Origin of the sequence: Ensifer sp. LC163 (genome assembly GCF_001695855.1) — a bacterium.
In the GTDB taxonomy this organism is placed as follows: Bacteria; Pseudomonadota; Alphaproteobacteria; order Rhizobiales; family Rhizobiaceae; genus Ensifer.
Genome location: NZ_MBSS01000023.1, coordinates 15,993 through 33,898, shown reverse-complemented (window position 1 = coordinate 33,898; position 17,906 = coordinate 15,993). Strand labels below are relative to the sequence as shown.

Below are 17,906 nucleotides of genomic sequence, written 5' to 3'. Positions count from 1 at the left end.
CGATGAGCGCACGCGAAACCGGCAGCTGGGACTTCTGGATCGACCGTGGCGGCACCTTCACCGACGTGATCGGCAGGGATCCGCAAGGCCTTCTGCATGCGCGCAAGGTGCTGTCGGAGAACCCGGAAGCCTATCGCGATGCGGCGGTGCAGGGCATCCGCCTGCATCTGGGCCTGCCGACCAGCGCGCCGATCCCGTCCGGGCTCATCAGCGAAGTGCGCATGGGCACGACGGTCGCGACCAATGCGCTGCTCGAGCGCAAGGGCGAACCGCTGGCGCTGGTGACGACGCGCGGCTTCCGCGACGCGCTCAGGATCGGCTATCAGGAACGCAAGAACATCTTCGCCACCGAAATCATCAAGCCGGAAGCGCTCTATCAGGACATCGTCGAGCTCGGCGAACGGGTGCTGGCCGACGGCACGGTCGAGCAGGCGCTCGACGAAGCCGAAGCACGCGAGGCGCTGGCAGCACTTCGCGACCAGGGCTACAACACCGTCGCGATCGTCTTCATGCACGCCTACAAGTATCCGGAGCATGAGGCGCTGGTTGCCCGGCTTGCCCGCCAAATGGGCTTCGAACAGGTGTCGGTGAGCCACGAAGTCTCGCCGTTGATCAAGTATGTCGGTCGCGGCGACACCACCGTCATCGACGCCTATCTCTCGCCGGTGCTGCGCCGCTATGTGGCACAGGTGTCGAACGAGCTCGATATCGAGCGCTCGGGCGCCCGCGTTATGTTCATGATGTCATCGGGCGGTCTGACGGCTGCCGACATGTTCCAGGGCAAGGATGCGATCCTCTCCGGCCCGGCCGGCGGTGTCGTCGGCCTCGCCAAAACCGGTGAAGCAGCCGGCTTCGACCGCGTCATCGGCTTCGACATGGGGGGCACGTCGACCGACGTTGCCCATTTCGACGGTGAGTACGAGCGTGCCTTCGAAACCGAAGTCGCCGGCGTGCGCGTGCGCGCGCCGATGATGCTGATCCACACGGTTGCCGCCGGCGGCGGCTCGATCCTGCATTTTGACGGCGAGCGCTTCCGCGTCGGACCGGATTCCGCCGGCGCCAATCCCGGTCCCGCCTGCTATCGAAACGGCGGCCCGCTGGCTGTCACCGATGCCAATGTGATGCTCGGCAAGCTGATGCCCGAGTTTTTCCCGGCGCTGTTCGGGCCGGAGCAGAACGAGCGGCTCGACGTCGAGACGGTGCGTGAGCGGTTCGCGGCGATGGCCGCGGAAATCGGCGATGGCCGCAGCCCCGAGGACGTTGCTGACGGCTTCATCCGCATTGCCGTGGCCAACATGGTCGAGGCGATCAAGAAGATCTCGGTCCAGCGCGGCTACGACGTGACGCGCTATGCGCTCAGCTGTTTCGGCGGTGCCGGCGGCCAGCACGCCTGCCTTGTCGCCGATCAGCTGGGCATGAAGAGCATTCTGGTTCACCCGATGTCGGGCCTGCTGTCGGCCTATGGCATGGGCCTTGCCGATATTCGCGCGACGCGCCAGAAGGCGCTCGGCGTTGCGCTCGACGACAAGGCGCCGGCGGCCCTCGCTGAGCTTGGGTCCGACCTGCAGGTCGAATGCCTCGGCGAACTCGAGGCGCAAGGCATTGCTCGCGACGAGATCCGCACGCATCTGCGCGCCCATATCCGCTATGCCGGCACCGATACGGTTCTGGCGGTTGATGCGACCTTCCCCGAGCATGACGATATCGCGCGCCTGCGCGCCGAGTTCGAGACGTTGCACAAGCGCCGCTTCGGCTTTGTTGCCGAGAACAAGGCACTGGTCATCGACGCGGTCGAAGTCGAAACCGTCGGCGGCGGCGCTGCCCAGATGGAAGGCGAAGGCCAGGCCACGACCGAAGGCGCGCCCGCGCTCAGCCGCAGCACCCGCTTCTACTCGCAGGGCCAGGTTCATGATGCGCCAGTGGCGCTTCGCTCCGAGATCAAGCCCGGCCAGCGCCTCGATGGTCCGGCGATCATCATCGAGCCGAACCAGACTGTTATCGTCGAGGACGGCTGGCAGGCGGAACTGACGGCCAAGGACCATATCGTGCTTCGCCGCGTCAAGGCGCTGCCGGCGCGCAGCGCGATCGGCACCAAGGCCGATCCGGTCATGCTCGAGATCTTCAACAACCTCTTCATGTCGATCGCCGAGCAGATGGGCGTGACGCTGCAGAACACTGCCTATTCCGTGAATATCAAGGAGCGTCTCGACTTCTCCTGTGCGGTGTTCGACAACAGGGGCAATCTCGTCGCCAACGCGCCGCACATGCCGGTGCATCTCGGCTCCATGGATGCCTCGGTCGCGACCGCGATCCGCGAGAACCCGGTCATTCATCCCGGCGACGTCTTCCTCATCAATGCGCCTTACAATGGCGGCACGCATCTGCCCGACCTGACGGTCTGCACGCCGGTGTTCGACGACCGGGGCAGGGAGATCCGCTTCTGGGTCGCAAGCCGCGGCCATCATGCCGATATCGGTGGAATTTCGCCCGGCTCGATGTCGCCGCTGGCGACCAACATCGAGGAAGAAGGCGTCTATATCGACAACTTCAAGCTCATCGATGCCGGCCGGTTCTGCGAGGCCGAGCTTGAGGCGCTGCTGAACGGTGCACGTTATCCCGTGCGCAACATCGTCCAGAACGTCAACGATCTGAAGGCGCAGGTTGCCGCCAACGAGAAGGGTGTGGCCGAACTCAAGAAGATGATCGCGCAGTTCGGCGAGGATGTCGTCGAGGCCTATATGGGCCACGTCCAGGACAATGCCGCCGAAAGCGTGCGACGGGTGCTCGACCAACTGCCCAACGGCGAGTTTTCCTACGAGATGGACCAGGGCTGCAAGATCGTGGTGAAGATCACCGTCGATCGCGACAAGCGCGAAGCTACTGTCGATTTCACCGGTACGTCGGTGCAGCGTTCGGACAACTTCAACGCGCCGGCGCCGGTCACCCGGGCGGCGGTCCTCTATGTCTTCCGCGTGCTCGTCGAAGCCGACATCCCGATGAACGCCGGCTGCCTGAGGCCGATCCGCATCGTCATCCCGGAAGGCACGATGCTCACCCCGCGCTATCCGGCGGCGGTCGTCGCCGGCAATGTCGAGGTCAGCCAGGCCGTTACCAACTGCCTCTTCGGTGCGGTCCAAAGCCAGGCCGGCGCTCAAGGGACGATGAACAATCTGACCTTCGGCAACGCGCATTACCAGTATTACGAGACGATCTGCTCGGGTGCGCCGGCGGGGCCCGGCTATAATGGCGCCGATGCGGTCCACACGCATATGACCAATTCGCGTCTGACCGATCCTGAGATCCTCGAGACCCGTTTCCCGGTGGTGCTGGAGGACTTCCACATCCGCCGCGGCTCCGGCGGCAAGGGCAAGTGGTCGGCCGGCGACGGCACGAAGCGCACCATTCGCGCCCGGGAGAAGCTCGACTTCGCGATCCTCTCCGGTCATCGCCGCGTTGCCCCCTTCGGCATCAAGGGCGGTGAGCCCGGCAATCTCGGCCAGAACATCGTCCGGCGCAACGACGGCCGAAACGAAGAGCTGTCGGGCTGCGCCCATACGGTTCTGGAAGCCGGCGAGGCCTTTACGGTCGTCACGCCAACCGGCGGCGGCTACGGCAAGAATTGATCTCCCAAGACTGCTGCGGTGGTCTGCGGGCGGGCGAGCAATCGTCCGCCCGCTTTGCGTTTGAAGGCTGCCGAAACAGGCGCCGTCTTGACCGGGCCGATCCTGGTGTTGCTGTTTTAACGTTAATTTAAATTCGCAATTACTAAGTATCTCTCGGTCGGTGCGCCAGAAATCTCCGCCTCCTCCCACGGAGCGCGCGCAACATTCCGGGTCTCCTCCCACCGGTTTGGCCGACCATGTCCAGCAAACCAGCGCGATCGCGACATCACAGGAGTCACGGCAGTGGCCTTCAAGAATTTATCGATATTGACCAAGGTCGGCCTCGTGGTCGTGGTCATGGGCATTTCCTCAACCCTCATTGCGCTTGCCGGCGCGCGCGGGCTCTCCTCGCTCGGAACGACGATCGTCGAAGTTGGCGCCCGCGAAGAAGCGGCGCGCGAAGCGATGGACCTCCGGGTCGATATCATCGCCATCAGCCGCATGACCTATCAGCTGGCTGCAACGCCCGGTAAGGCTTCGGAGTTCGGTGCGGAAACGGAAACGCGTGCCGCGGAAATGCTCGGTCGCCTGACCAAGATCGAGGCGGTCGCCGACGATGCCGAGGACAAACTTCTCAACGATATCCGCACGACGCTGAACAGCTATTTCGACGAGATCCGGGCGATGGTTGCCGTCGCCGGGTCGAATGGCGCTGACGGTGCCGCCGTCAAGGCTGCTCTCGACAAGGCGCTCGACGCCCAGAAGACGGTGACCACCACCGTCAAGGCCTACAGCACCTATTCCGGCGATGCTCTCGCTGCCGCCCGCGCCGAAGCGCTGGAGTCGTCCTCCGTCGCCATGACGATCCTGCTTGCTGCCGCCGGCGCCTGTATCGTTTTCGGCGTTGCCGTCAGCCTGCTCGTCGCCCGCCTTGGCATCGTGCTCCCGGTCCAGTCGCTGACGTCGATCATGAGCGAGCTTGCCGACGGCAAGCTGGATGGCGATGGTGCCGACGTTTCGCGCCGCGATGAGATCGGCGAGATGGCCCGTGCCGTCGAAGTCTTCCGCAAGAACGCCATCAGCATGCGCGACATGAAGGCCCAGGAGGCGGTGCTGCATGCCCGCAGCAGCGATCTCCAGTCCAACATCAGCATCGTGGTTGCCGCGGCCGTTGCCGGTGATTTCACGGGCCGCATCACCAAGGACTACAGTAACGAGGACCTGAACCGCTTTGCCGCCAGCGTCAACGAGCTGGTGTCGAGCGTCGACCTGACGGTCAACGAAGTCCGCCGCGTTGTGGCTGCACTCGCAGAGGCCGACCTGACCCAGACGATGCGCGGTGAATTCCATGGCGCGTTCGCCGAGCTTCAGACCAATGTCAACGCCACAATGGTGACCCTGCGCTCGACGATGCAGAACGTCCGCACCGCGGCCGGTACGATCAACGACAATTCCGCCGAGCTGAGTTCGGCGGCAAACGACCTGTCCAAGCGCACCGAGCAGCAGGCGGCAGCCCTTGAGGAGACGGCCGCGGCGCTTGACGAAATTACGTCGACCGTCCGGACTGCCTCCGAGCGGGCGAATGAAGCGCATGAAATGGTGCGTGCCACCAAGGACAGCGCCGGACGCTCAGGCGCGATCGTGCGCAGCGCCATCGACGCCATGGGCCGCATCGAAGACTCGTCGAACCGGATCAACCAGATCATTTCCGTCATCGACGAGATCGCCTTCCAGACCAATCTGCTCGCACTCAACGCCGGCGTCGAAGCGGCACGGGCGGGCGAGGCGGGACGCGGCTTTGCTGTCGTCGCCCAGGAAGTGCGCGAACTGGCCCAGCGATCGGCGAATGCTGCCAAGGAGATCAAGACGCTGATCCACAGCTCGGCAAGCGAAGTCGAAAACGGTGTGTCGCTGGTGCGCTCGACGGGTGATGCGCTGCTCGAGATCGAGACCCTGGTCAACAATGTCAGCGGCCATGTCAATACGATCGCCACCGCCGCGCGCGAACAGGCAACCGCGCTGCAGGAGATCAACACCTCCGTCAACCATATGGACCAGATGACCCAGCAGAACGCGGCTATGGTCGAAGAGACGACGGCCGCCAGCGGAACGCTCGCCGAAGAAAGCCGGCAGCTGAGGACGATGCTGGCGAAGTTCAAGCTCGAAGGCGCGGCAGCGCGCGAAAGCTGGAGCCGTGCCGCCTAGGTCCTGCCTGGAGCGCAAGCGCGTAACAAATCTGTGAGCGGGACGGCGCCTGACCGCCCCGCTAACTCTTGTTTGCCTGGGCAGGCTTGCGGAGTTCAGTCGAGGGCGGCAGCCTGCTGCGGCAGGAGCCGTGCGCAAATGTCAAAGGTTACAGCGACCCCGGCACGTCGTATTTGCCGCTCGCCACTGCAGCCACGATTCGCGCCTTCCGGCTGTCGGCGGCGAAAGCATGTCCGCGTTGACGGTGGAGCTTCAAAATGGATGGTAGGCTTGTCGTGGCGGCCGGACACGATCTGCATGGCATTCTCGTGTGTCCGGTGTCCGCCAATCGTGCCAATATGACGATTTCCGGTCCTCAACATTGCACGCCAGCGAGACAGCGTTTCATGGTCTAGGGTCAGGACCTATTAATTTCGTTTGAGATGTGATTCAGAGTCTCCATTGAAGGGGGTTCTGATGGGTGATTTGTTCCTGCTAAGCGAGCGCCAAATGGCTCGCATATCTGCGCATTTTCCGCTTTCTCATGGGGGTGCGCGTGTCGATGACCAGCGTGTCGTCAGTGGTATCATCTATGTGATCCGCAATGGTCTGCAGTGGAAGGATGCACCTTCGCAGTATGGGCCACATAAGACGCTCTACAACCGCTTCATTCGCTGGAGCCGGCTCGGCGTGTTCGACAGGATTTTCGCCGCTTTGGCCGGCGAGGGCCCCCAACCTGAGCGCATCATGATCGACGCGACACATCTGAAGGCCCACCGCACCGCGGCAAGCCTTCTAAAAAAGGGGATGTTCCCCGTTGTATCGGGCGAACCAAGGGCGGACTGAACTCGAAGCTCCATGCCGTCTGCGATGATGACGGCCGGCCAATCATCATGCTGCTCTCTGAAGGCCAGATGAGCGACCATAAGGGCGCCCGGATCGTGCTCAACGCGTTGCCCAAAGCCAATTACCTCATCGCCGATAAGGGCTACGACAGCACCTGGGTCCGCGAAGAGCTCCTCGCAAGGGGCATCGAGCCCTGCATCCCGTCCTCTAAAAGCCGGAAGAAACCATACGTCTACGACAAAGCCCTCTATCGTCGCAGACACAAGGTCGAGAACCTATTCGCCAAACTCAAGGATTGGAGGCGCATCGCAACACGCTATGACCTATGTGCCCACACCTTCTTCTCAGCAATCTGCATCGCAGCCTCGGTTATCTTCTGGCTGTGATTAACGAGTCCTGACCCTAGAGGTCGTTGGTTCGATCCCGCTCAAGGCGAGGCATGCGCAGTCGACGGTCAGATGGGCGATAGATCGACCGCCTCCGCGGCTTCCCCCTTCCAAGGTTTTCCAACGCGGCCCGAAACACAGTCAGTGGCAACGGTCACCTCTCGGCGCGCATCCAAAAAACCTTCAGGCAGGCAGTCGCTCACTGCGGCCAGCGTCGGCCGAGATGCGCCAAAAGCGGTCATCTCGAACATGGTTGGCGATGACTAAAATGGGGCCGTTAGCCGGCGGACTGCTTTCGGAGAGCAGGCGTTGAAAGCAGACATTCGTTCATCAGCGGCTTCGAAGGTCCGCTCTTGACCCGCAGCAGACGATTTTTTGCTGCCGCCGCCGCGGTACATGGCCTCGGATGACTGGTTTACGGCATGGAAAGTTCGGGACGCTTGCGCTTCCTGCGCGAGCAGGCTATACACTGAACTAGATGGTTCAGTATTTAAATCCTCCCCTCGATCTCTCGTTTGCAGCGCTGTCCGATGCGACCCGCCGCGGGATCATCGATCAGCTTGGGCGAGGGGACGCGTCGATCACCAGTCTCGCGGATAAGTTCCAGATGACGCTGACCGGCATGAAGAAGCACGTCCAGGTTCTCGAGCGGGCGGGGCTCGTCGTCACGCAGAAGGTAGGACGGGTGAGAACCTGCAAGCTTGGGAAACGCGGCCTCGAGGCGGAGGCTGAGTGGATCGAGGCGCATCGCAAGCTCTTCGAGGCCCGCTTCGAAGCATTGGACGAAATCATCAGCGAAATGAAACAGGAGGGAAGCGATGACTCAGCAGGTTAACAGTGCAGGTGGTGCGCAGAACCGCACGTCAGTCGAGCGCAGAGGGGATCGCGAACTCGTCGTAACACGGACATTCAATGCGTCGCCGAGCACGGTTTACAGGGCGTGGAGCCAGCCCGAGCTGTTCCAGCGCTGGTGGGTGCCAAAATCGGTGTCCGGCGTTTCGCTCGTATCGTGCGATATGGACGTCCGTACCGGCGGCAAATATCGGCTGGAATTCGGCGCCGGCGGTTCTGACACCATGGCCTTCTATGGCAAGTATCTCGAGGTGGTGCCGAACGAGCGCATCGTCTGGACCAACGACGAGGGCGAAGAGGGCGCGATCACGACCGTGACCTTCGAGGACCAAGGCGGGAGGACATTACTGAATTTCCACGAAGTCTATCCGTCCAAGGAGGCGCTTGAGGAAGCACTACAGGGCTCGGCGGCCGCATTGCCGGAGCAGTTGGAGCAGCTCGACGAATTGCTTTCCAGCATAGGCGAGTAGCGCGGGTCGGGAAACTCGCCTCGAGGGAACGTATGCTCTTGGGAAGTGACTCCACCGGCCTTTCTGGCCGGAGCGAAGCGCAAACCTGTCGCCCCCGCGTAACGAACTGATGGTCCACTTCGGGCTCCTAGATCGCGTCCGGAGCCCAAGTCAACAGTAATGGAAGGGAGCCGTTCTTCACGAGCGCCGTCCACGGCTATTGCTAGGATGTTCACGTTCTGGGCCAAAAAGGTCGCATAATGTATCGTCGGGAACGCGACCCAATTGCCAAATTCCGCCAGCGGGTTAAGCATGGCGGGCTGACCAATATGCGACAAGCCATCATCGGCAGCATAAGCAGAGCGCCGGCCGCCACGGTGCCCGGCTGCGAGCTCTCCGGCTGTTGCCCGGATGGCGCAAGTGCGTTTCGACTTGCGCTTGAGGCCCTAAGGATTTCCATTCTCGACGTTTGCGGAGCCGTCAAGTCGACGGCTTCCGCGTCGCTCACGCAAAAATCGGCTTGGCCTATTTTGCGCCAACAGTAAATATGGGCTCGCCCAACCGCGACACGTCGACCACAATGCCGAGGCCGGGCGCCGTCGGCGCGGACCCGAAGCCTGTGGAGGAGCGAGGTGTGTGGTTCGCCAGATGGCCGTCCGTCCAGTCGTTGAAAAATGGCGTCATGAGCAGGGACTCGGGGCGAGTGGTGGCAGCGACGTGCGACGTCGCGGCCGTGATGATGTCGCCGCCCCACATGTCCTCGATTGATACTGCCATGTTCAGTTCCTGGAGGAGGTCACGCGCCTTCACCACATTCGTCAGGCCGCCGAGCTTTCCGAACTTAAGATTGATGGATACCGCATTGGCCTCGTACTTGGCCCGGTAGATCTCGTCGTGGTTGACGATGGACTCGTCGAGCACCAGCGGGATCGACGATCCGCGGTGGGCAAGAATGCAGTCGGCCGTGCTGCGGCATGGTTGCTCGACATAGACGGGAAGACCGCCCAGCCCTTGGAGCGCCAGCTTGGCAGACGCAAGCGACCACCCACCGTTTGAATCGGCGACGATCACCGTCTCAGTATCGCCCGCTTCCACGCTGGCTCGCGTGCGGGCGATGTCGTCGAATGGATTGTTGCCGACCTTCAGCTGGAAGCGATTGATCCCGGCTCGCCGGCGTTCCTGAATGAACTCCGCCATGGCTTCCGGGCGATCAAGCGGTACCGCCTCGTAGATCGGGAAGCGCTCGTTCAGAGTGCCGCCAATCAGCGCGGAAATCGGCCGGTTCAGCGATTTGCCGAAGATATCCCAGCAAGCGATGTCGAGGGGGCTCTTCGCGAATTCCTGTCCCATCAGCGTGCCGTTCATGATGCGCGCGATCTTGCCGATATTGGTCGGGTCCGCGCCGATCAGTGCCTCCCCGAGGTCTTTTAAGGCGGTGCGAATGCCCTCCGGGAAGGTCGGAAGGTAGACCTTGCCGAGTGTCGTGATCTCGCCCCAGCCGACAAGCCCTTCATCGGTCCGGATGCGCACGACCGTGCCATCCTCGGCACTGGCAACGCGGTCCCCCGACATCACATACGTGCCATGGGCGTATCCGACTTGGTATTTGTATACGTCGATGCCAAGAATTCTCATTGGGTTCTCCTTAATTTTGTATATTGTATAAAATATAAATGACGTGCCTTCAAGCCGGCAGTCGTTATAGGAGATGACGAAATCGGGATGGGTGAGGGATCGGGACAATCATTGTATAAAATCCTGAACCCGGTTACGCAGGAGCAAAGTTTATCTGGATCGGTGCCATGACCGCAGTCGCAAAAGGCCTCAAGCATAAGACGATGGCGTCTGCCGCGGCCGAGGAAATCCGCAATCGCATCGTATCGGGCGACTATCCTCCCGGCTCTCAGCTGCGACAGGATGGGCTGGCCGAAGACCTCGGCATGAGCCGTATCCCGATCCGTGAGGCCTTGGTTCAGCTTGAAAGCGAGGGGCTCTTGAAGATCCTCCCTCACCGGGGGGCGATCGTTGTCCAGCTCACTGCGGATGAAATCGAAGAGTTGTTCAACATGCGGCTCCTTCTCGAACCGTTCCTTTTCAAGCGGTCCGCTCCGCTGCTGACGAGAGACGATTTAAACGCGCTGCACCAGATACAGACGCGCTACGCCAATTCGATCGACAAGCTCGATATGGATGCCTGGAACGAACTGAATACCGAATTCCACCTGTGCCTTTACCGTCATGCGCGTAGCCCCCGCATTGTCCTGACAGTGCAGACCTTGCTCGCGGAGTGCGACCGCCACACCCGGATCCAGCTCTCGACTATTCACGGCGACCGGGAAAAGGCGGTGAGAGAACATGCGGAACTTCTTCGTTTATGCGAGCAGGGCGCTTTCGAAGAGGGCGCTCGCCTCATGTACGAGCATATCGACCACATACGCGGCGGGCTGGTCGCGCTGCTCGGTTGCAATGTGGTATCGGAGTTGAATACCGACATCTAGTCTATCATAACGCGAGAGGATGGGGGCGGCGTGCCTCAACTCATCTTGCCGCATTCCGGAGAGATCCGGTGATGGTAAAGTTGGCCCCTTGAGCTTGGATCCGCTTACGGGATCCCTCTTAGAAAGAGAGGACCAGATGGAGACCGAATAGGGCGGAGTAACCATGATCAAGCTCGACAAACTGCGCGACCTCGACATTGACGCGATCTCTCATTCGCGTCGTTCGTACTTGAGCGCCGCGAGTTGGCTCGTCTGTCTCGATGCCGGGCCGTGCGTGCTCGCCGATGACGACCTTCACCTTGGCATGTTTTCCGTTGACAACTCGGGCCCCGGTCACTTGGCGATGTTGTTTGAGGGCGTCCTGCCTGCCTCCGGCGCAGATAGAAAAAGCAAGAAGCCGGACTTACCTATCGTGGTTGCACTCGGGCGAAGCGCCAATCACGATTACCACAATCGGGACTTTGGTCGGCGCCGCCTTGACCCGGTTGTAGAGGTCGATGACGTCCTGGTTGATCATGCGCACGCAACCGGAAGATGCCTGAGTGCCGATGGTCCACCATTCGGGTGAGCCGTGCACGCGATAGCCAGTGTCGCGGCCGTCCTTGTAGATGTAGTGCGCGCGGGCGCCGAGCGGGTTGTCGAGCCCGCCCGGCTGACCACCCGTCCATTTCACCAGTTCCGGCTTGCGCGCGATCATCTCTTTCGGCGGCGTCCAGGTCGGCCACTCTTTTGTGTACTGGATCTCCGCGCGGCCGTTCCATTCGAAGCCGGCTTTGCCGATGCCGACACCGTAACGGATCGCTTCGCCACCTTCCTGCACCCAATAAAGATGCCGCTCGTTGAGCCGCACCACGATCGTGCCCGGCGCCTCGCCGGTCGGATCCATAACAATCTGACGTCGGAATTCCGGCTTGACCTTCTGGAATGGGATTGCAGGAATTACGAAGCCATTGTCGATCAGCGAGGCATACATCGTGCTGTTGGCGGTGATGTTGCTGTCGATGCTGACCGGTGGAATTGAACCGGTCGGCATGCGATCAACGCCCACAGGCGGCATACTACCGGATGGCTCGATTGTTTCCAGGCATTCCGTGGTTAGGGCTCAGCCGCGATCGGCTTGTAACTCTGACGACGCACCGCTGGTACGCGACAGATGTTATATCGGAAGCCGACGAGAACGAATTCGCGCGGCCCACAAGGCTTGTATCCTTCGACTTCCCCGAACACTGTATAAATAGCGCGACATCTCCGGGAGCAGCGGTCGCCTATTCGGCGCTGACCAACGGATCCGATCGACACTGCTCATATCCTGGAGCACGCCGTAAGTTCCATCTGACGCCGTACTTCTTTCGAATTAGGCAATGGGTTGAGCCTCAATAGATGTTGCTAAGAGTTCGCATTGAGTTCAATTTGCGAGGGTCATGGGCGGATACAAGTTGCTTTAGAGAGCGCCGGAATTGATCTACCACTCAGTTTGGATATTCTAGAGGAGAGAACTCGTGGGGACAGTATAATGATGTTGGTCCAACCGTTGCGAGAAGCTGCGCGATGGCGGTTGGCGTTGCAGGATAAGTTGAGTTCGATAAGTACGGTCTTCTCGGCGGTAGTCGTGACACTGCTTGTCAATTTTTCGCAACCTGCCCAGTCGGCCGAGTTGGACCGCGATACGCTGAGATTGTTGTTGTGGCAAGCGCCGAGCACCCTCAACCCCCATCTGGCGCCCGGCATCAAGGATCAGACTGCCAGCCGCATAGTCTATGAGCCGCTGGCGAGTTTTGACAGCGAGGGTAACTTGGTGCCATTTTTGGCGGCCGAGATTCCGTCCCTGGAGAATGGCCAGGTCGCTGCCGACGGACGATCGGTGACGTGGAAGCTGCGGCCGAACGTGAAGTGGTCCGACGGCGTTCCCTTCACGGCTAAAGACGTTCTGTTCACGTACGCCTACATCACCAACGAGGACGTAGGTTCGTCGAGCACCGGGTCGTATAGATCTGTCGAGAAGGTCGTGGCGCTCGACGACCTGACCGTGAAGGTCACCTTCAGGACCGTCAATCCCGCCTGGTCGCTGCCCTTCGTTGGCGTCCAAGGCATGATTATTCCGGAACACGTATTCGCCGCCTACAACAATAAGGACGCCGTAAATGCTGCGGCCAATTTGGCACCGATCGGGACGGGCGCATACCGCCTTAGGGAATTCCGAACTGAAGATGTGCTACTTATTGGCGAAGATGTCGTCAACACGGTCAAGATCATTTTCGAGCCAAATCCTGAATATCGCGATCGCGCTAGCTTGAAGTTCAAGGAGGTCACCCTCCAAGGCGGCGGTGACGCCAACACGGCGGCAAACGCGGTGTTGAGCGAAGGGGTCGTCGACTATGCCTGGAACCTCCAGGTGGGCGAGGCTGAGCTCCGCAGGCTCGAAACCAAGGGAACAGGCAAGGTCGCCCTGTACTGGGGCTCCTATGTCGAACGCGTCATGCTCAACTTCAGCGATCCCGGACGCGAAACAGCCGACGGTGAACGCTCAAGCACCCAGTTTCCCCATCCGATCTTGACCGACAAGCGCGTTCGACAGGCGCTCGCCGTCGCGGTCGACCGCGAGAAGATCGCCGAGCTTTACGGCAGGAGCGGCCGTGCCACGGCCAACCTCCTGGTTGCACCGGCACCCTTTGTTTCGCAAAATACAAGATGGGAATTCAATCGCGACAAGGCGCGCGCGCTGCTCGATGAGGCTGGCTGGCGCGACAGCGACGGCGACTCCGTTCGGGACAAGAACGGTGTTCCGCTTAGCTTGGTTTTTCAGACCTCGTTCAACTCGGTGCGGGAGGCAACGCAGGACATCATCAAGGCAGACTTCGCCTCGATCGGCGTCAAGGTAGAAAAGAAGTTGATCGATTCCAGTATATTTCTGGGATCAACTCCAGATAGCACAAACTCAAGGCGGCACTTTTATTCGGACCTGGAGGAATTTGCTTACGGAAACAAGGGTCCCGATCCCGGTAGCTATATGATTGGGTGGACCTGCGCCGAGGCCGCCCAGAAGGTCAACAATTGGTCGGGATCGAATTGGGCCCGATACTGCAATGCTGATTACGACGCGCTATTCCAAGCCTCGGCAACCGAGATGGACCCGGAGAAACGGCGCAGACTTTTCGTGGCCATGAACGATCTTCTGATCAGCGTCGCCGCTGTCATTCCGCTCGTCGAGTGGTCCTACGTTTCGGGCCTCCGCAACGACATCGCCGGCTATGATCCCACCCCTTGGGACTCCGAGACCTGGAACATCGCGACGTGGCACCGCAAGAAGTAAATTGCTGAGGGGGGATGGCGGCATGGCATCCGAAGAGCCGGGTTTCGCGAAAAGCCGCCCCGCATACCTCGTTCCCTGGCGGATCCTCACGCAAGCTGCAGCGTCGATTTTGCGAAGACTCAACATCGGTGGCAAGCTGACGCTCGGTTTTGGCATTCTGGTTGCCATTTTGCTGCTGGTCGTTGGATTGAACTATCTCGGCAGCATAGAAGCCGTCCGCAATATCAACAGAACCACAAATCTCAGCGCGCCGAGCGCAGTTGCGTCCGCGCGCGCGCAAGCAAATCTCTTACGTATGCTGGGCGAAGTCAGAGGCTACTTGGCTTTGGGCGACGAATCCTATCGAGATGGCTATCGGCTGGCGGAAGGTGCATTCCTGGCCGATATGCGTGCGCTCGAGGCGCTCTTGCGCGCGAAAGGCGAGCCGCAGGCGAGCACTGGTGCCGGCGATGTCGAGCAGGGCATGCAGGAATTCGGCGAAAAGCTGGCAAAGTGGCAGTCGCTGCCGGATCAACTCTTCGAATTGCGCAATGATCAGTTGCGTAGGGAACCCGCGCTCAAAATCCTCATCAGTGACGCGAACCCGCTCATCGGAACGATCGTGGCATCGGCAAAGGCAATGATGCTGGCCCAGCAGAATCATGAGGCCACGCCCGCCAACACCGCGCTTCTCGTTAATCTCGCGTCGTTTCAGAGCTCGTTTTACGCAATGGTTGCAGGACTGCGCGGCTATGTGACAACAGGAAGGAAAAGTTTCAGATACGAATACGAGACGAACCTGACCATCAACGAAGCAGCCTGGTCTCATCTCGCCAACAGCAATATTCTGCCGCCCAACCAGATCGCTTTGGTCGAAAAGATCTCCAAACACCGTGCGGCTTTCCTGGAGCTGCCGTCCAGAATGTTCGATGCGGTGGAAGGCGAACACGCGCGTGAGGATCTTTATCTTTTTCGCACGCAAGCAGTGCCGTTGGCCGAGCAAATGCTTGAGCTTTTGGACAATATTGCCACCCAGGAGCAGCGACGTTTACAGGTCGATCTTGGTAGCAGCAGGGATCAGCTCGTAGACGCACAACGTATAATAGTTGCCGTAGGGGCCGCGGCTGTTTTGCTGGGCTTGCTCCTCGGAATGATATTTCGAGAGCACATTGCCGGTCCCGTCCAGCGACTTACCAATGTCGCGGATCGGGTGCGCAGAGGTGATCTAGCAGCTCGCGCCCGAATCGAGTCCGAAGACGAGATTGGCAAACTGGCTGTGACCTTCAACAGTATGACCGGCCAATTGGCGGCGAATCTAGGCGACTTAGAAAACCGTCGCAACGAGCAAGAGAACCTGGCAAGGCGATTCCGCCGACAAAGCGAGTATCTCGGTGCACTGCACGATACCTCGCTCGGCCTGATCGCCCGGCTCGATCTCGCCGAGCTCCTGTCGGATCTCACGGCTCGGGCCGCGCAATTGCTCGGCACCCAGCATGGCTATGTCTATCTCGTGGACGAGGCCGGCGAGTTTCTCGAGCGGATGGTCGGAGTTGGCGTATACACTACGCACATAGGCCAGAAGCTCAGCAAGAACGAGGGCGTAGCCGGCACCGTCTGGCAGACAGGCGAAGCGATCGTGATCAATGATTATCCAAATTGGCCGGGGCGGGCTGCCGCCGCGGCCCAGTTGGATGTCACCATCCGGACTATCATGGGCGTGCCGCTCAAATCCGGCGAAACCGTCGTGGGCGTTCTCGGCATTGCGTATGATGATGCCTCCGCGCTCGAATTCGGCGAAGAAGAGGTCGAGCTATTGAGGCGCTTTGGCCAACTCGCCTCAATAGCTTTGGAAAACGCGCGGCTGCACACGGCCACGGACGCCGCCAAGCGTCAAGCCGAAGACGCGAGCAAGCGCGTGGGCGAGCAGAATCGCACGCTCGAATCCCTGTCGAGCAAGCTGTCGAAGTACCTTTCCCCACAGGTCTATGCCTCGATCTTCTCCGGTAAGCAGAGTGTTGAGATTTCTTCGAAAAGAAAGAAGCTCACAATATTTTTCTCAGACATTGCTGACTTCACGGCCACGACGGACAAACTCGAATCCGAGGAATTGACTGAGTTGCTCAATCATTACCTCACGGAGATGGCCAAGATCGCGCTGGAGCACGGCGCAACAATCGACAAATACATTGGAGACGCCGTTCTGGCTTTTTTCGGCGACCCGGAGTCGAAGGGTACCAAGCAGGATGCGCTCGCCTGTGTCAGGATGGCAATCGCGATGCAGAGGCGGATGCATGAGCTGCAAGCGGATTGGGCGGACGCCGGTTACAAGCTACCGTTTCATCTCCGCATCGGCATCAACACCGGCTACTGTACAGTTGGTAATTTCGGCAGCGAGGACCGAATGGACTACACAATCATTGGCGGCGAAGTGAATCTTGCCTCGCGCCTTCAGGCCCATGCCGAGCTCGGGGGCATTCTTCTGGCGCAGGAGACCTACGCGCTCGTCAAGGATGAGATTGCGGTTGAAGAACTGCCCCCGCAGACCATTAAGGGATTTTCGCAGCTGATTCAGTCGTATCGTGTGCTCGGCGTTCGAGACGACCACTCAAGGCCGGGGGAAATGGTTCGTCACGTTCAGCAGGGATTCCAGCTCGAAATAGACCTGGCGGCATTAAGCGGCGTCGGCCGAACTGAGGCTATCAAGGTGCTCGAGAAATACATAGCCGCGCTCCGCGGTTAAGTCCATTGAACGCGGGCCTTTGCTGGTTGATCGGATGCCCGGAGCGACAGTCCCGCCGAGGCATGACGCCGGTGGAAGCTGGTGGATGAGCAGCGTGCCTGCATTTGAAAAGGCGACCTGTCTGGATTCAAGGCCAGACCTTTCCGGTTTGGCCGAGTCACACGGTAATTTTTGTACCCCATTCGCCGTTGAGCAGGCGCTTCAGGTGAAAGGTGATAGAATGTACCCTTTGCGTTGCTAGGATCGCATAATGTATCGACCGGAACGGGCGACGGATCGTGAGTGCAGATGGATCTGTCGGCGTCGGGTGACCCGATAATCAATCCAAGGCCGAGGAGTGCGCTGTTTCCCTGGCTAAGGCCGACGAAGCCACGAAGAGGGAAATGGACAAAACCTGCCTGACGGGAGCGGCTCGGGACGCGACGATCCACTGCCCAACCTAATGGGCGGGAGGTTGATCATCTATGGCCTGCTGTTGCGACGGCCAAACCGCCTGGAACATCGCAAACATGAAGGCTGTGGTGAGGCCGAACAGCAGCAGACCGGCCAGCGACTGCAGCACGCCCATCATCTGCCAGTGTGGCGGCAACGAGACGTTTCCGGTCCCAAAACCCGTCATGGCGCCCAGAGAATAGAGCATGGCAGCTTTTGGATCCGGGATTGCGCCGAGCACGAGATAGGCGAGAGCCCAGCTGATCGCTTCAATCCCGTGCAACGCGACGATCAGAAAGACGGCGGCGTTCATGGCTACCGCGAAGCGGAACATGAATTTGCGCCGGCGGCCTATCTCCCGAAGAAGAACGGTGAAGCCGTCGTAGATGAACGCCAAGCCAAAGACGTGGATGATAACATTCAAGAGAATGAGAGGCAGGCTCCAAGCCCAGTCGGTGCCCCACGGCGTCCCGTCGAGAACATTCATGTGGTGTTGTCCCATCAAATCGGATCCCAGAACGTCAATGACGAGGCGCGCAAACAGCGTCCCGTCCCGAACCTTAGGGCATAGCAAGTAAGGGCGATAGGAAATTACCCGTCCGCGCCAATCAGGCGAAGCCATGAAGCT

General features: G+C 60.2%; 10 protein-coding genes and 2 pseudogenes. 8 read left to right on the top strand and 4 right to left on the bottom strand.

Annotation, left to right across the window (positions count from 1 at the left end):
• Positions 1-2 precede the first annotated feature (2 nt).
• Both BC360_RS18415 and BC360_RS18410 read left to right on the top strand, forming a co-directional pair.
• Positions 3-3,623: a hydantoinase B/oxoprolinase family protein gene (locus tag BC360_RS18415; protein WP_065796424.1), complete on the top strand. Its 3,621-nt coding sequence runs from the start codon at positions 3-5 to the stop codon at positions 3,621-3,623.
• A gap of 282 nt (positions 3,624-3,905) precedes the next feature.
• Positions 3,906-5,807 carry a methyl-accepting chemotaxis protein gene (locus tag BC360_RS18410; protein WP_065796423.1) on the top strand — a complete coding sequence of 634 codons (1,902 nt, stop codon included), beginning with the start codon at positions 3,906-3,908 and terminating at the stop codon, positions 5,805-5,807.
• A 239-nt stretch (positions 5,808-6,046) separates the two neighbouring features.
• Here the strand turns inward: BC360_RS18410 and BC360_RS32785 are convergent.
• Positions 6,047-6,202 (bottom strand): annotated as a pseudogene (locus tag BC360_RS32785) (DUF4172 domain-containing protein); the annotation flags it as partial.
• A gap of 61 nt (positions 6,203-6,263) precedes the next feature.
• Between BC360_RS32785 and BC360_RS30915 the strand changes: the two are divergent.
• From BC360_RS30915 to BC360_RS18390, 3 genes are all read left to right on the top strand, one after another.
• Positions 6,264-7,018 (top strand): IS5 family transposase gene (locus BC360_RS30915; protein ID WP_139110102.1). Its coding sequence is split into 2 segments (ribosomal slippage): positions 6,264-6,597 and positions 6,597-7,018, totalling 756 coding nucleotides; the frame shifts between segments, so codons are not numbered across the junction.
• Between the two features lie 478 nt (positions 7,019-7,496).
• Positions 7,497-7,853 carry an ArsR/SmtB family transcription factor gene (locus tag BC360_RS18395; RefSeq protein ID WP_065796420.1) on the top strand — a complete coding sequence of 119 codons (357 nt, stop codon included), beginning with the start codon at positions 7,497-7,499 and terminating at the stop codon, positions 7,851-7,853.
• Positions 7,837-8,340, top strand: a complete 504-nt coding sequence (locus BC360_RS18390) for an SRPBCC family protein (protein WP_065796419.1) — start codon at positions 7,837-7,839, stop codon at positions 8,338-8,340. The genes BC360_RS18395 and BC360_RS18390 overlap by 17 nt, the downstream gene beginning before the upstream one ends.
• Positions 8,341-8,844: 504 nt before the next feature.
• Here BC360_RS18390 and BC360_RS18385 read toward each other — a convergent pair.
• Positions 8,845-9,954, bottom strand: a complete 1,110-nt coding sequence (locus BC360_RS18385) for a mandelate racemase/muconate lactonizing enzyme family protein (protein ID WP_065796418.1) — start codon at positions 9,952-9,954, stop codon at positions 8,845-8,847.
• Positions 9,955-10,121: 167 nt separating this feature from the next.
• On the opposite strand from BC360_RS18385, the gene BC360_RS18380 reads away from it, so the two are divergent.
• A complete protein-coding gene (locus BC360_RS18380) occupies positions 10,122-10,817 on the top strand; it encodes a GntR family transcriptional regulator (RefSeq protein ID WP_065796417.1) in 696 nt (231 codons plus the stop codon).
• Positions 10,818-11,220: 403 nt separating this feature from the next.
• On the opposite strand, the pseudogene BC360_RS18370 reads toward BC360_RS18380, so the two are convergent.
• A pseudogene (locus tag BC360_RS18370) lies at positions 11,221-11,880 on the bottom strand (L,D-transpeptidase); the annotation flags it as partial.
• Positions 11,881-12,426: 546 nt separating this feature from the next.
• Between BC360_RS18370 and BC360_RS18365 the strand changes: the two are divergent.
• Positions 12,427-14,127, top strand: a complete 1,701-nt coding sequence (locus BC360_RS18365) for a peptide ABC transporter substrate-binding protein (RefSeq protein ID WP_065793330.1) — start codon at positions 12,427-12,429, stop codon at positions 14,125-14,127.
• A 22-nt stretch (positions 14,128-14,149) separates the two neighbouring features.
• The gene (locus BC360_RS18360; protein ID WP_065796732.1) at positions 14,150-16,846 is read left to right on the top strand and encodes an adenylate/guanylate cyclase domain-containing protein; all 2,697 of its coding nucleotides are present in this window, start codon (positions 14,150-14,152) and stop codon (positions 16,844-16,846) included.
• Positions 16,847-17,285: 439 nt separating this feature from the next.
• Here BC360_RS18360 and BC360_RS18355 read toward each other — a convergent pair whose 3' ends face one another.
• On the bottom strand, positions 17,286-17,765 hold the full coding sequence (locus BC360_RS18355; protein WP_083222618.1) for a hypothetical protein: 480 nt from the start codon (positions 17,763-17,765) through the stop codon (positions 17,286-17,288).
• Between the last annotated feature and the right edge of the window lie 141 nt (positions 17,766-17,906).

Excerpts from the sequence above, each read along its gene's own strand:
- BC360_RS18360 (WP_065796732.1), top strand. The coding sequence starts at position 14,150 with ATGGCATCCGAAGAGCCGGGTTTCGCGAAAAGCCGCCCCGCATACCTC.
- BC360_RS18415 (WP_065796424.1), top strand. The coding sequence starts at position 3 with ATGAGCGCACGCGAAACCGGCAGCTGGGACTTCTGGATCGACCGTGGC.
- BC360_RS18395 (WP_065796420.1), top strand. The coding sequence starts at position 7,497 with ATGGTTCAGTATTTAAATCCTCCCCTCGATCTCTCGTTTGCAGCGCTG.
- BC360_RS18380 (WP_065796417.1), top strand. The coding sequence starts at position 10,122 with ATGACCGCAGTCGCAAAAGGCCTCAAGCATAAGACGATGGCGTCTGCC.
- BC360_RS18385 (WP_065796418.1), bottom strand. The coding sequence starts at position 9,954 with ATGAGAATTCTTGGCATCGACGTATACAAATACCAAGTCGGATACGCC.
- BC360_RS18355 (WP_083222618.1), bottom strand. The coding sequence starts at position 17,765 with ATGAATGTTCTCGACGGGACGCCGTGGGGCACCGACTGGGCTTGGAGC.
- BC360_RS18390 (WP_065796419.1), top strand. The coding sequence starts at position 7,837 with ATGACTCAGCAGGTTAACAGTGCAGGTGGTGCGCAGAACCGCACGTCA.